Origin of the sequence: Veillonella sp. (assembly GCF_018364065.1) — a bacterium.
Classification (GTDB): domain Bacteria; phylum Bacillota; class Negativicutes; order Veillonellales; family Veillonellaceae; genus Veillonella_A.
In genome coordinates, this window is record NZ_JAGZMO010000001.1 from 201,987 (window position 1) to 214,642 (window position 12,656).

The 12,656-nt window shown below is 45.4% G+C and carries 13 protein-coding genes; all 13 read left to right on the forward strand.

Annotated elements, in window-relative coordinates; translation table 11 throughout:
* The first annotated feature begins 2 nt into the window (after positions 1-2).
* Positions 3-1,919: a Stk1 family PASTA domain-containing Ser/Thr kinase gene (gene pknB / locus KHZ77_RS00935; RefSeq protein ID WP_295194750.1), complete on the forward strand. Its 1,917-nt coding sequence runs from the start codon at positions 3-5 to the stop codon at positions 1,917-1,919.
* A 7-nt stretch (positions 1,920-1,926) separates the two neighbouring features.
* The gene (gene rsgA, locus KHZ77_RS00940) at positions 1,927-2,787 is read left to right on the forward strand and encodes a ribosome small subunit-dependent GTPase A (RefSeq protein ID WP_295194753.1); all 861 of its coding nucleotides are present in this window, start codon (positions 1,927-1,929) and stop codon (positions 2,785-2,787) included.
* 4 nt (positions 2,788-2,791) lie between these two features.
* Entirely contained in the window at positions 2,792-3,439 is a 648-nt protein-coding gene (gene rpe, locus KHZ77_RS00945) for a ribulose-phosphate 3-epimerase (protein WP_295194756.1), read from the forward strand.
* 214 nt (positions 3,440-3,653) lie between these two features.
* Positions 3,654-4,022 carry a holo-ACP synthase gene (acpS, locus tag KHZ77_RS00950; protein WP_295195107.1) on the forward strand — a complete coding sequence of 123 codons (369 nt, stop codon included), beginning with the start codon at positions 3,654-3,656 and terminating at the stop codon, positions 4,020-4,022.
* A gap of 11 nt (positions 4,023-4,033) precedes the next feature.
* Positions 4,034-5,593 (forward strand): NAD(P)H-hydrate dehydratase, encoded by a 1,560-nt coding sequence (locus KHZ77_RS00955; protein WP_295194758.1) that lies wholly within the window; start codon positions 4,034-4,036, stop codon positions 5,591-5,593.
* Positions 5,594-5,613: 20 nt separating this feature from the next.
* Positions 5,614-6,636 carry a ComEC/Rec2 family competence protein gene (locus tag KHZ77_RS00960; protein WP_295194760.1) on the forward strand — a complete coding sequence of 341 codons (1,023 nt, stop codon included), beginning with the start codon at positions 5,614-5,616 and terminating at the stop codon, positions 6,634-6,636.
* A gap of 229 nt (positions 6,637-6,865) precedes the next feature.
* Complete coding sequence (locus tag KHZ77_RS00965; protein ID WP_295195109.1) at positions 6,866-8,041, forward strand: N-acetylmuramoyl-L-alanine amidase; 1,176 nt, start codon at positions 6,866-6,868, stop codon at positions 8,039-8,041.
* Positions 8,042-8,046: 5 nt separating this feature from the next.
* Positions 8,047-8,610 carry a GerMN domain-containing protein gene (locus tag KHZ77_RS00970; RefSeq protein ID WP_295194762.1) on the forward strand — a complete coding sequence of 188 codons (564 nt, stop codon included), beginning with the start codon at positions 8,047-8,049 and terminating at the stop codon, positions 8,608-8,610.
* Between the two features lie 226 nt (positions 8,611-8,836).
* Entirely contained in the window at positions 8,837-9,841 is a 1,005-nt protein-coding gene (gene thiL, locus KHZ77_RS00975) for a thiamine-phosphate kinase (protein WP_295194764.1), read from the forward strand.
* Positions 9,842-9,850: 9 nt separating this feature from the next.
* Positions 9,851-10,351 carry a tRNA (adenosine(37)-N6)-threonylcarbamoyltransferase complex ATPase subunit type 1 TsaE gene (gene tsaE / locus KHZ77_RS00980; RefSeq protein WP_295194766.1) on the forward strand — a complete coding sequence of 167 codons (501 nt, stop codon included), beginning with the start codon at positions 9,851-9,853 and terminating at the stop codon, positions 10,349-10,351.
* Entirely contained in the window at positions 10,335-11,099 is a 765-nt protein-coding gene (tsaB, locus tag KHZ77_RS00985; protein ID WP_295194768.1) for a tRNA (adenosine(37)-N6)-threonylcarbamoyltransferase complex dimerization subunit type 1 TsaB, read from the forward strand. Before tsaE ends, tsaB begins: the two co-directional genes overlap by 17 nt.
* Before the next feature lie 22 nt (positions 11,100-11,121).
* Complete coding sequence (gene rimI, locus KHZ77_RS00990) at positions 11,122-11,589, forward strand: ribosomal protein S18-alanine N-acetyltransferase (RefSeq protein ID WP_295194771.1); 468 nt, start codon at positions 11,122-11,124, stop codon at positions 11,587-11,589.
* A 10-nt stretch (positions 11,590-11,599) separates the two neighbouring features.
* Positions 11,600-12,640, forward strand: coding sequence for a tRNA (adenosine(37)-N6)-threonylcarbamoyltransferase complex transferase subunit TsaD (gene tsaD, locus KHZ77_RS00995; RefSeq protein ID WP_295194773.1), 1,041 nt, complete (start codon positions 11,600-11,602; stop codon positions 12,638-12,640).
* Positions 12,641-12,656: the final 16 nt, after the last annotated feature.

Here is a 12,656-nt window from a genome sequence, read left to right on the forward strand (position 1 = left end):
TAATGAAAGAAATAAAAACGAAGCTGCAAGGGTTAGTCCTTGACAATCGCTATGAGATCATTTCAAAAATAGGCGTTGGCGGCATGGCCGATGTATTTAAAGGTAAAGATACCTTGTTGGGCCGCATCGTAGCTATCAAAATTTTACACGCCAATTTTGCAGGTGATGAAGAATTTGTTTCAAAGTTTAAACGCGAAGCTCAAGCGGCGGGCAAACTGAATCATCCCAACATTGTAAGTATGTATGATGTAGGTTTCGACCAAGGCTACAATTACATCGTTATGGAATATGTAGAAGGTGAAACCTTAAAAGAATATATTGTTCGCCACAAGATGCTCTCCGTGGATCAAGCTGTTAAGTTCACTATCGCTATTGCGGAAGGTCTGGAACACGCCCATGCTATGGGCATTGTGCACTGTGATATTAAACCGCACAATGTGCTTATCACATCTACAGGCCGCATTAAGGTAACAGACTTCGGTATTGCCCGTGCTATCAATGCAGGGACTACCATTATGTATACGAACTCCATTATGGGTTCCGCTCATTATTTATCGCCGGAGCAGGCCAGCGGCAAACCGGTAAGCGGCAGCACGGATATTTATTCCTTAGGTGCCGTACTCTATGAAATGCTCACAGGCCGCGTACCATATGACGGAGATACCCCTATCAGCGTAGCTTTAAAACACGTACAGGACCGTTTAACTCCGCCTACACGTTACAATTCGAGCATTCCTCCATTATTGGAATCCGTTGTAATGAAAGCCTTGGAAAAGAAGCCGGAAAACCGCTTTGCTTCCATTTCCGACATGATCAGCGATCTCCGCTTATCTCAGGGATTTGCTACAGGCCGTACGTCCCGCGCGGTGCCTCATGACTTCGTAACCGACGTAATTCATCCTGTACCTGATGACACGGTGTATATGGGCCGTGCAGACGAGGAGGAAGAGGACGAAAACGAAGGCTGGTTAACCCGTCTGGGCAATCTGCCTCGCAAATACGTTATTTTAGCCGCACTGGGAATTTTCCTCTTTGCTTTTGCATGGGCCTTCTTCAGTTTCGGTAACTTCTGGAGCAATGCGACCGTTGATGTACCGAATGTAGTAGGCAAGCAGGTAACAGTGGCTAAACATATTTTAGAAGACAACCATTTGCGCGTAACAATTAGTGAAGTGTCCAATCCGGATGTGCCGGCAGGACAGGTTATTTCTCAAAGTCCTGAAGCGGGCGAATCTGTAAAGGAACAGCGTCCGGTTCACTTAGTCGTAAGTAAAGGTGTTGGCGATATAACTATGCCGGATCTGACCGGCCTCACCTTAGACCAGGCCAAATCGCGCTTGAAAGACTTGGGTCTCGTAATCGGCAAGATTACCAATGAATCAAATGACAGCAAGGATGACGGCGTAATCTTAATGCAGTCGCCTCCTGGTGATTCTAAAGTCAACAAGGGCGCAACGGTTGATATTGTTATCAACCGCGTAAAAGCTAAAAAAGTAAGTGTTCCAAATCTTGTCGGTATGACAGTGAAAGACGCTCGTGATACCTTGACAGCACTTGAATTGTCTGTAGGTTCCATCAGCGGTTCTTCCGATGATAACGCTGTAATTACAACGCAAAATCCGGCAGCCGGTTCCACAATTGATTCCGGCTCGTCCGTAACATTTGCGGCAGAAGCGAAAGCAAAACCGACAGCACCGGCGAAGAGCCAGCAGTCCAGCGGTACTGTGGACATCACAGTTCCATCAGGCAAGGCTAATCAGTCCGTACGTATCGTCGTATCTGATGATAACGGTTCCCGTACCGTATTTGACGGCACCGGCCAACCGGGCGAACGTATCGTAAAAGACATTTCCGGTACAGGTAATGTGCGAATTCAAGTATATCTGAACGGAACACTGGTTCAAGATCAAAGCTTATAGGAGATGTATGAATACAGGGATTGTAGTAAAAAATGTAAACGGATATTTCTATGTACAAAATGAAGCAGGACAGATTTTTGAATGCAAGGTAAGGGGCCGCTTGAAGCAAAAGCGGTACTCCTTACTGGTGGGCGACCGCGTAACCTATACGCAGGACGGCACCATTGAAGAAATTCTGCCTCGCCATAACCAGCTGAAACGCCCGTTTGTGGCCAATCTGGACCAGGTTATTCTCGTAGTAGCCGCCCACGAACCGGACATTAACGAGCTGTTGCTCAATAAGCTGTTGGTTATGATTGAACATGCGGATATTCCGCTCGTTCTTTGCATTAATAAATGGGACTTACACCGAGAAGACAATGTGGAACTTGTAAAAGTGTACGAAAATGCAGGCTATAAAGTCATCACTGCGTCCACAATTACAGGGGAAGGCATTGAGGACTTAAAAGAAGTATTACAGCATAAAGTAAGTGCTTTTGCAGGTCCGTCCGGTGTAGGCAAGAGCAGTCTTCTCAATGCGATTGAGCCGAAGTTTGCCTTCCAAACAGGCGAGGTAAGCGACAAGATTAAGCGCGGCCGTCACACCACGAGACATGCGTCCTTATACAGTTTAAATGATGATTCCTTTATTATGGATACACCGGGTTTCAGTGCGCTGGACTTCAGCGATATTTCTGAAGAGCGGTTAACGTCGCTTTATCCGGAATTCAGAACCTATGAAGGGGCTTGTAAATTCAGTCCCTGCTATCATGAACATGAACCGGTTTGTGCTGTAAAAGATGCGCTAAAAGAAGGCGCTATCTCGCAAAACCGCTATGATTCATACTTAACAATCCGCAACGAAATTAAAAATCAAAGAAAGTGGTGAAACTATGGTAAAAATTGCACCTTCAATGTTGTCAGCTAACTTTACAATCTTAAAAGATGAAATTTTAGATATTGAAAGAAAAGGCGCCGATTTATTGCATGTAGATATTATGGACGGTCACTTTGTGCCGAATTTGACCTTCGGTCCATCCATGTTAGGTGAATTGAGCAAAGTGACTAAACTTCCTTTTGACGTGCATTTAATGGTAACCAATCCGGCCGATTATGTGGAAGCGGTTGCCAAATTAGGTGCAGAGTATTTTACCTTTCACGCAGAAGCTACACCGCACATGCATCGCTTAGTACAGGAAATTAAAAAGGCGGGCATGAAAGCGGGCGTGTCTTTGAATCCGTCCACACCGGTGGCTGTATTGGAAGATATTGCAGTAGATTTAGATATGATTTTAATTATGAGTGTAAATCCTGGCTTCGGCGGCCAATCCTTTATTCCACATGCATTGCGTAAGATCAAGAAAGCGAAGGCTCTCTTTGAATATGTAAAACGTCCTGACGCAGTGGTGGAAGTGGACGGCGGCATCAATCCGGAAACAGCGCCATTAGTGCGCGAAGCCGGTGCTGATATTTTAGTGGCCGGTTCCGCCGTATTCGGTGCGAACGACCGTGCCGCTATGATTAAAACCCTGCGCGGATAACTGAAAAGCCCTGAATAAGGGCTTTTCTTATATGCAGTTAGTGCCTATTTATATATTAAGTGACTTATTTGCCCATATGTTTTTAATACCTATTTTTGTATATGTATTTTTTAATACCTATTTTTACATATGTACTTAGTGACTATTTTGTATTTATTCAGTTACTATACGTATTTTTATCTGTTTAACGTTTTTAAGTCGGAGAGTGATGCTATTGAGACTGGGCACGGATATTATTGAAATAGACCGCATAGCTAAGGCCGTAATGAAGAGCAAGCATTTCGGCGAGCGGGTATTTGCCGCATCAGAGCGGGCCTATGCAAAGAGCCGGGGCAAACAGGAGATGGCTTCATTAGCCGGTATGTATGCAGCAAAAGAGGCTTTTTTCAAAGCCCTTGGCACAGGTTTTCGCGGCGGTTCGTGGCATGAAATCTACGTTCAGCGCGACGAACTGGGCGCGCCGCATATTATTTGCAACGGTAAGTTTAAAGCTATGTTACAGGAGCGGGGGTTCTCGCATATTGAAGTCTCCATCAGTCATTGCCGGGACTATGCGACAGCCACAGTTATTCTCACAAAGTAAAGGAGAAAGAAATGCGCATTATTACTAATCAGGAAGCTCATTGGATTGATGCCTGGGCCGAAACAAAGGGACGTATACCAACTGCCATTCTTATGGAAAATGCCGGTTCTGCTGTGGCACAGGTAATTGATGAAAGCTTGAAGGAACGCTTCAAAGAAGAAGCGTCCACGAAAGAAGTGGTAATCCTGTCCGGGTTCGGCAATAATGGAGCCGACGGCCTCGTTGCGGCCCGCCATTTGGATGAAATGGGCTACGAAGTACGAATTATAACGCCGGCTCCAACAGGTCATACATCAGATCTGTTTGAAAAACAGGCGGCTATCATCGAAGGATTGGATATTCCTATGATGTCCATCGAAGAAGGGGTAGACAGCCTGGAAGGGGCCGCTGTAATCGTCGATGCGCTGATCGGTACATCCTTAAACGGTGAGCTTCGCGAATCTATGCTGGATGTACTGGACGCGGTGGAAGCGTATTTGGATGTATATGAAGACACTATCGTCATCGCTGTAGATATGCCATCCGGTGTAAACGGTAATGACGGCTCCGTATCGAACGGCACCTTGGGTGTAGATAAAACAGTTACGTTCGGTGCAGCCAAACAGGGCATGTATTTGTATCCGGCTCATGAATACTGCGGTGAAATTATTGTAAAAGGATTGGGCTTCAATTGGGAAATGGCCTTAATGGACGAAGGCAATCACAATTTTCCTACGGAGTTAATCAATGCGCCGTTAGCGGCTTCGCTGGTACCGGAACGGGAAGTGACCGCTCATAAGGGTACCAACGGTCATGTGCTCATCATTGGCGGTGCAGCGGGCATGATAGGGGCGCCTGTATTGGCGGCGGAAGGTGCATTCCGCACCGGTGCCGGCAAGGTCAGCGCAGTTGTTCCTACGGATTGTCTGGAAGCCATGCAGGCAAAAGTTTGGCCTGAAATTTTGACAGGCAGCTTCAGCAATATTATTCATTTACGCATGCACAATGAAGGAAAAGATGCTGTAGTCATCGGTCCCGGCTTAGGCCGCAACGAAGAAATCAGCACCTTGGCGAAGAACTTCATCAGCACTACGGAACAACCGCTCGTAATCGATGCGGACGGACTATGGGCCTTAGGCAATATTCTCACTGTGGACGATATGTTAAAAGCTAAGTCTGTTCCGCCTATTTTAACGCCTCATCCGGGCGAATTCAGCCGTCTTTCCGGCAAGTCCGTAGCAGACATTGAAGCGGACCGCATCGGCATTGCCCGTGATTTTGCTATCTCCCATAATGTGATCTTGGTTCTAAAGGGGGCACCAACTGTAATCGCCGGTCCTGACGGATTTGTAGCCGTAAACAGCTCCGGTAACGAAGGCATGGGCTCCGGCGGTATGGGTGACACCTTATCGGGTATCATCGGTGCCTTACTGGCTCAAGGTCTGGAATCATTGGAGGCGGCCATCCTCGGCGTTTATATCCATGGAGCCGGCGCAGACAGCCTGCAGGAAAAACGTCCATGGGGCTTTACGGCCACAGAAGTGGCGGAGCAGGTGCCATACGAACTTATGAAACTGTTAGACTTGGAATAATACTTGGAGTAACTTAATTTATGAATATTTTTTCCTATTTCTTTAGACTTATTCAATCTGTAATTGCGTTCTTTTTACAGATGACCCGGAGCGGGGCAAACCGGTTAAAAGCCCACAGCGCCACATGGATCCGCACAGTCGGTACATTGGCCGTTACAGTTCTCATGGCCTTTACCCTGAGCGGGTGCGCTTCCTCCTTGGCGGAGTACTTGCCGGCAGGCTTCAATCAATCTACCACAGCTTCCAAGCAGGTGGAAGGAACGCTCGACGTATATGTACTCAACATCGGCCAGGGCGATTCCATTCTGATTCGATCCGGCAATGATTACTCACTCATTGATACAGGGGATGTGGATCACCGCGACAATTTAGTGGCCTATTTGAAAAAATATAATGTGACGAAGTTGAAAAATGTAATTATCACACATCCTCATGCAGACCATTTAGGCGGTTTCTATGCCATTACGAAGGCCGGCATTCCCATAGAACACGTATACGACAATGGTGCTTCTTACAACAGCTCCGTATACAATACGTATATGAAGAATGTGGACCGCTTAAAAATTCCTCGCACCGTTCTCTATAAGGGCGATGTGGTGGACTTCGGCAATGGTGCAACATTTACCGTGTATGCACCTTGGGAAGCAGATCCGATTACGTCTGAAAAAAGCGGTGATGATGTAAACAATAACAGTATTGTTGGTAAATTGGAGTTCGGGAAGTTCTCCATGTTGTTCACCGGTGATGCGGAACGATTGGAAGAAAATCGCCTCATTAAAGAGCAAAATACAAAATTATCCAGCAGATTTTTAAAAGTAGGCCATCATGGCAGTAATACATCATCACAAAAAGACTTCTTGCGATCTGTACGCGCGGAAACAGCTGTTATTTCTGTAGGTGAAAAATCAATTTACGGACATCCGGCCGATCAGACGATTAAACGTTTGAAAGAGGAAAATATGACCATCTACAGCACCTTCGAAAAGGGAACTGTACAGATTCATACGGACGGAAACACATGGCAAATTACGACAGATAAATAGTATATCTAAAAATCTTGTCAACCCTTGATAAAAAACTTCTTTACGCTATATAGTACCAATCGTTTCGAAAAGGTACTATATAGCGTATTTTTACGTGAGATAATTATGAAAATTAGATAAGAGTCATTTTCTTTCAAAAACTTGTGGTATAATAAAATGACTTGAAAAGACGAAATAGTAAACTAGAAAACATAAAAAACCAAACGCATTACTGATGGGAGTGATTATGTTGCGTAAAATATGGATGATGCTATTCTTAGCATTTGCTATGATTCCTTTGTCAATTGTTTCAGCCAAGACGGCCGATGTAACCGATATGTACTGGGTGACTCGAAATGATGCACCGATTCCGTTCGTTCGTGTAGTACTTAACCTGTCTACACCGGTGGAAGCGTCCGCATCTATCGATAAGGCCGGCACAACGACAACGATTAAGTTAAAAAATGCAAAATTGAAATCTGATACGAAATCAGTAACTATGAATGACAAAATTGCCAACTCGGCCAAATTGGATCAGGACGGCAAAGCAGTCAATCTTACAATTAAAACACCAAGTGCTATTGATGTAGGCGATATTAAAGTTTTTTCCTTGAAAAAGGACAAAGCCAACAATAAACCGGACCGCATCGTAGTAGATATTCAGCAAAAAGGGGTAGCACCACGTACATCCTATTATGGCAGCCCTAAGAGTACGCCGAGCGTAACAGTGAATACAGGTTCCACTGCGTCGACAAGTACAACCACTAAAACAACGACTAAAAAGCCGGTAGCCATTCCAAATGCACAGGCACAACCTGTAATGCCGAAGATTGATTACAAAACATCGGGCGGTATTGCCGGTAAAGTTATTACTATCGATCCGGGCCACGGCGGTACAGATCCGGGGGCTATCGGACCTACAGGCTTAATGGAAAAAGATGTAACCTTGCCGATTTCTATGAAGCTGAAAAAAGCCTTAGAAGAAAAAGGTGCCAAAGTATACATGACACGTACTACTGATGTGGATGTATACGGTCCTAATGCCAGTGGTCCTGACGAATTACAGGCCCGCGTAAATGTAGGTACTAAATCTGAATCCGACTTATTTATCAGTGTTCATATTAACTCTTTCAGCAATCCTAACGTAGGCGGTATTGCCACATACTATTATGAAAAGACACAATATGATACAAAACTGGCGTCCCGTATTCAATCCTATATTGCAGATGAAGAGGGTTTTGCCGGTGACCGCGGCATCCAGCCGGGTAATCTTTACGTCCTTCGTCGTTCTTTGATGCCGGCCGTACTGGTTGAACTGGGCTTTATTTCCAATCCGAAGGAAGAAGCGTTGTTGAAAACCGATAAAGTACAGCAGCAATTTGCTGATGAAATCGCAAACGGTATTGAAAACTATTTTAGGGGGTAACAGATATGACTAAGTCACTACGACTCTTATTGGTAGGCATTACAACTGCATTATTACTTGTTCTGGCCGGCTGTGATACAGCTCAGACAGATAGTAACACAACCAATGCCAACAAGAGCACTACACAAACAACAGCCAAAGCGTCAGCAGGCAGTGAAAGTACCATGTCAAAAATGACGATCTATGTACCCCTTGATAATGGTAAAGGTGTAACACCGAAGCTAATTACCGTAGACAGCAATAAAAAGACTATGGCCTATGCGGTAAGCTTCATTCTCGATGAAGACAGCCGTCAAGACTATCCGATTTTCCCTAAAGGAACCAAAGTTAACGGCGTAAACCTGAAAGGTGATACAGCCATCATTGATTTATCCAAAGAATTCCTCAGTGATTCCAATTTGGACGGTTTAAGCGCACAACTTCGCTTAGCCTCTTTGGTAAATACAGTGACTGAATTTAACGGCGTGAAAAAAGTTCAATTCCTCGTAAACGGTAAGAAAGTTGATTCCTACGGCGGATATGATTTATCAGTGCCAATGGAACGAATGGACAAACTAATCGTTAAATAAGAGCGCCGGTCACTCCTATAAGAGAACAATAAGGACTCCCTGCCCAAGATGTGAGGCAGGGAGTTTTTGTGTTATAATAAAATGTAAAACATCTGTACTATACATTTAACAAGTATACGTTTTACGATTAAACGATTGACCATTACAAAGTTAACCACTAAAAATTAAATGGTTAACCATTTAAGGACTATAAATTTAGCGATTGAGTAAATGAGTGTGAGATTCTATGAAGATAAATGAATGCGGTGAATTCGGATTTATTGATTTAATCAAAGAGAATACGATTGCGGATCCTGACTCGGTAGTATTCGGCATCGGCGATGACTGTGCCGTGTACAAGGCGGGGCCCCATACAGATCAGGTAATTACGACGGATATGATGGTGGAGGACATTCACTTTTCCGCCCGTACGACTGAGCCATTCCATGTGGGCTATCGCTTAGGTGCGGCCAATATCAGCGATATAGCCGCTATGGGCGCCTCGCCGAAACAGGCCGTTATATCCATCGCCTTACCGGATACGTTTGATACAGAATATGGAGAAAAGCTGTTCCGGGGTATTAAGCAGATTTTCCAGGAGTTCAAAGTGAATCTCTTGGGCGGTGACACGGTTAAAACGAAGGGCCCCTTGATCGTCAATCTTACTGTAGTGGGCGAAGTCCCGTCAGGACAAGCGGTTTATCGAAGTGGTGCACAGCCGGGCGATGTAGTCTTCGTTACAAATAATGTTGGCAGTGCCGCTGCAGGATTGTATGCGTTACTGCACGATATGAAGGGTTATGAAACAATCAAGAAAGCCCATCAAATGCCGGTACCGCAAGTTCAGCTGGGGACTGCGCTGCGCATAAACGGCGTACATGCTTTAAACGACATTAGCGACGGCGTAAGCAGCGAATTAAATGAAATCGCTAACGCCTCAGCAGTAGATATATATGTGGACGAATCTAAACTGCCGTTGGACAAAGAGCTCCTACAGTTAAGTCAAGAGGCTTCTGTTGATCCATATCAGTTTGCCTGGCAGGGTGGCGAAGATTTTCAACTGATCGGCACGATGAGCCGCGCACAATATGAAGAATTTTCACAGAAAGAATCCTTAACCGTAATTGGACATGTGGCCCAAAGAGATAACCTTAACGAGGACGGCAACAAACTGAAGGGCCGACTCTTTGTAACGGATGTACGAGGCAACACACAACTGGTTCAAGCGAAAGGATACAATCACTTTAAATAAGGAGGCCCTATGAGCTATCAAACAAAACAGACCATTACTTGTCATACAGACTCAGTGGAAGACACTATGCAGTTGGGCCGACAGTTAGGCGAATTTCTAAAAACTTACAGAAAACCTTTATGTATGGCTTTGGTGGGCGATTTAGGAACGGGCAAGACGCATATGTCTCAAGGTATTGCCAGAGGCTTTGGCGTGAGAGAAGAAGTGACGAGCCCTACCTTTGCCCTTATGAATACATATAATACGGCTTATGGCATACTCTATCATTTCGACGTATATCGTCTGGATGTGGAAGCGGAATTGGATAATATCGGCTTTGCGGAATTTACAGAAGATACATTGAGTATTGTTGAGTGGGCCGATAAATTTCCCGATGCACTGCCATTGGAAGTTATGTGGATTAGAATTGAAAAAACAGATGATTCATCTCGCCAAATCGTATTTGAAACGACCGAATTAGGTACCGATGAATTGGAAGCCATAGGAGGATCCTATGTATTTAGGAATTGAGACCAGCAGCGCCGCATCAAGCGTTGCCTTATTGAATGAACAAGGTATTTATAATGAACTGACTGTACAGGCCGGATTAACCCATTCGGAGCAGTTGGTTCCCAACATAGATTTATTATTAAAACAGAGTAATGTGACAAAGGCTGATTTAAAAGGCGTCGCTGTAAGCATTGGCCCGGGCTCTTTCACAGGCCTTCGCATCGGCATGGGCACGGCCAAGGCATTAGCCTATGCACTCCGAATCCCTTTGGTGGGCGTTATGACCATGGATGCTATGGCACGCAATTTTTACAATGTACAAGGCGTCGTATCCATCATGATCGACGCACAGAAAAAACAGGTCTATGAAGCCCGTTATTCCTGGAAGGAAGGCCAATTGGTTGCCCTGTCCGATCCGGAAGTAAAACCGCGGGAAGCGGCATTAGAAGATTTGAACGCCCTAGGTGTCCCTGTAATTGTGGCCGGTGACGGCATTGTAAAAATTAAAGACTCCATAGAGGAGACCTATCAAAATATTACAGTCGCTCCGCCTACCTTGATTCTGCCAAGAGCGTCTTCGATTGTATTGGAAGCCCTGCCTAAACTGGAAGCGGGCGTTGATGAAAATGACCGCCTCGTTCCATACTACATGCGCCGCTCTGAAGCGGAAGTGTTATGGGATCAACGCCATCCGTCAGAGGCCGCAGCGGCAGATGTGAAAGAACCGACAGTTATTGTTACAGAAGTGGCATCACAGATTAAAAACTGATGCCTTGCGAAGGAGATAAAATATGTTAATTCTACGGCGCGCCACACCGGATGATGCGGAAGCCATTTTTGAAGTGGAGCAGGCCTGCTTTTCCATACCTTGGTCCTTGTCCGCCATTGAAGCGGAACTGGATGAGGATATGCAGGAACAGCGACTCTACTTGGTGGCGGAAGAAGAGGGGCAAATTGTTGCCTATGCAGGTGCGTGGCTCGTACTGGATGAAGGTCAAATCACGAATATTGCAGTCATTCCTGAAGCACGGCGCCAAGGAATCGGAGCCATGATTACGCGCAAGCTCATGAGACTCTTATTCGAGGCGTCTATGAATGAAATCTTCCTGGAAGTGCGCCTGTCCAATTTGGGCGCTTTGGCCATGTATCGCCGTCTGGGTTTTACCGTAAAAGGCATTCGCAAGAATTATTACACGGAACCCGTAGAAGACGCATATATTATGTCCTGCACTAAAGATGAAATATACCATAAAGAATAGGAGTTTTTTAATGGAACATATATATACCTTGGCCATTGAAAGCAGCTGCGATGAAACATCCGCCGCTGTATTACAAGATGGCCGTCAGGTTTTATCAAATGTTATATCCAGCCAAGTGCCGATTCACCAAAAGTTCGGCGGTGTGGTGCCTGAAATTGCATCGCGCCACCATATTGAACAGGTGATTCCCATCGTAGATCAGGCACTTACAGATGCCAATTTAACCTTAGCGGATATAGATCATATTGGCGTAACTTACGGTCCCGGCTTAGTAGGTTCGCTCCTGGTAGGCGTTGCCGCCGCCAAAGGTCTTGCCTTTGCAACGGACAAACCGCTTATCGGCGTACATCACATGGAAGGTCATATATTTGCCAACTTCCTCATTCATCCGGAATTGGAACCTCCATTCCTGAGCCTCGTAGTATCCGGCGGTCACACCATGCTGGTAGTCGTAAAGGATTACGAAACCTACGAAGTATTAGGGCAAACCCGTGATGATGCGGCCGGTGAAGCCTTCGATAAAATCGCCCGCGTATTAGGCTATCCCTATCCCGGCGGTCCTCAAATCGAAAAAGTAGGCACCACTGGAGATCCTCATGCTATCGAATTTCCAAAAGCATTACAGGAGAAGGGCAACTTCGAATTCAGCTTCAGCGGTTTGAAATCGGCCGTTCTTAACTATATCAACAATGAACGCCAAAAAGGCAATGAAATCAACGAACCTGATGTAGCGGCGTCTTTCCAGCAATCCATCATTGATGTGCTGGTTCATAAGACGAAAGAAGCGGCGCATGCGTCCGGTCAAACGAAGATTACTTTAGCCGGCGGCGTTTCCGCCAATAAACATTTGCAGGCCGCTTTAAAAGCTATGTGTGAAGAGGAAGGATTTACCTTCTACGAACCGAGCAATATTTTGGCCACAGATAATGCGGCCATGATTGGTTGCCGCGCGTACTACATGGCGAAAGCCGGCAAATTCACCGACCTGTATCTCAATGCAAAGCCGTCCATTCCGCTGGGCGTGCAGGCTACAGTAAGAGATGTAAAATAAGTTTTATCATAAGATA

Excerpts from the sequence above, each read along its gene's own strand:
- tsaE (WP_295194766.1), top strand. The coding sequence starts at position 9,851 with ATGAGCTATCAAACAAAACAGACCATTACTTGTCATACAGACTCAGTG.
- rimI (WP_295194771.1), top strand. The coding sequence starts at position 11,122 with ATGTTAATTCTACGGCGCGCCACACCGGATGATGCGGAAGCCATTTTT.
- tsaD (WP_295194773.1), top strand. The coding sequence starts at position 11,600 with ATGGAACATATATATACCTTGGCCATTGAAAGCAGCTGCGATGAAACA.
- KHZ77_RS00955 (WP_295194758.1), top strand. The coding sequence starts at position 4,034 with ATGCGCATTATTACTAATCAGGAAGCTCATTGGATTGATGCCTGGGCC.
- KHZ77_RS00970 (WP_295194762.1), top strand. The coding sequence starts at position 8,047 with ATGACTAAGTCACTACGACTCTTATTGGTAGGCATTACAACTGCATTA.
- thiL (WP_295194764.1), top strand. The coding sequence starts at position 8,837 with ATGAAGATAAATGAATGCGGTGAATTCGGATTTATTGATTTAATCAAA.
- KHZ77_RS00960 (WP_295194760.1), top strand. The coding sequence starts at position 5,614 with ATGAATATTTTTTCCTATTTCTTTAGACTTATTCAATCTGTAATTGCG.
- rsgA (WP_295194753.1), top strand. The coding sequence starts at position 1,927 with ATGAATACAGGGATTGTAGTAAAAAATGTAAACGGATATTTCTATGTA.
- rpe (WP_295194756.1), top strand. The coding sequence starts at position 2,792 with ATGGTAAAAATTGCACCTTCAATGTTGTCAGCTAACTTTACAATCTTA.
- pknB (WP_295194750.1), top strand. The coding sequence starts at position 3 with ATGAAAGAAATAAAAACGAAGCTGCAAGGGTTAGTCCTTGACAATCGC.
- tsaB (WP_295194768.1), top strand. The coding sequence starts at position 10,335 with ATGTATTTAGGAATTGAGACCAGCAGCGCCGCATCAAGCGTTGCCTTA.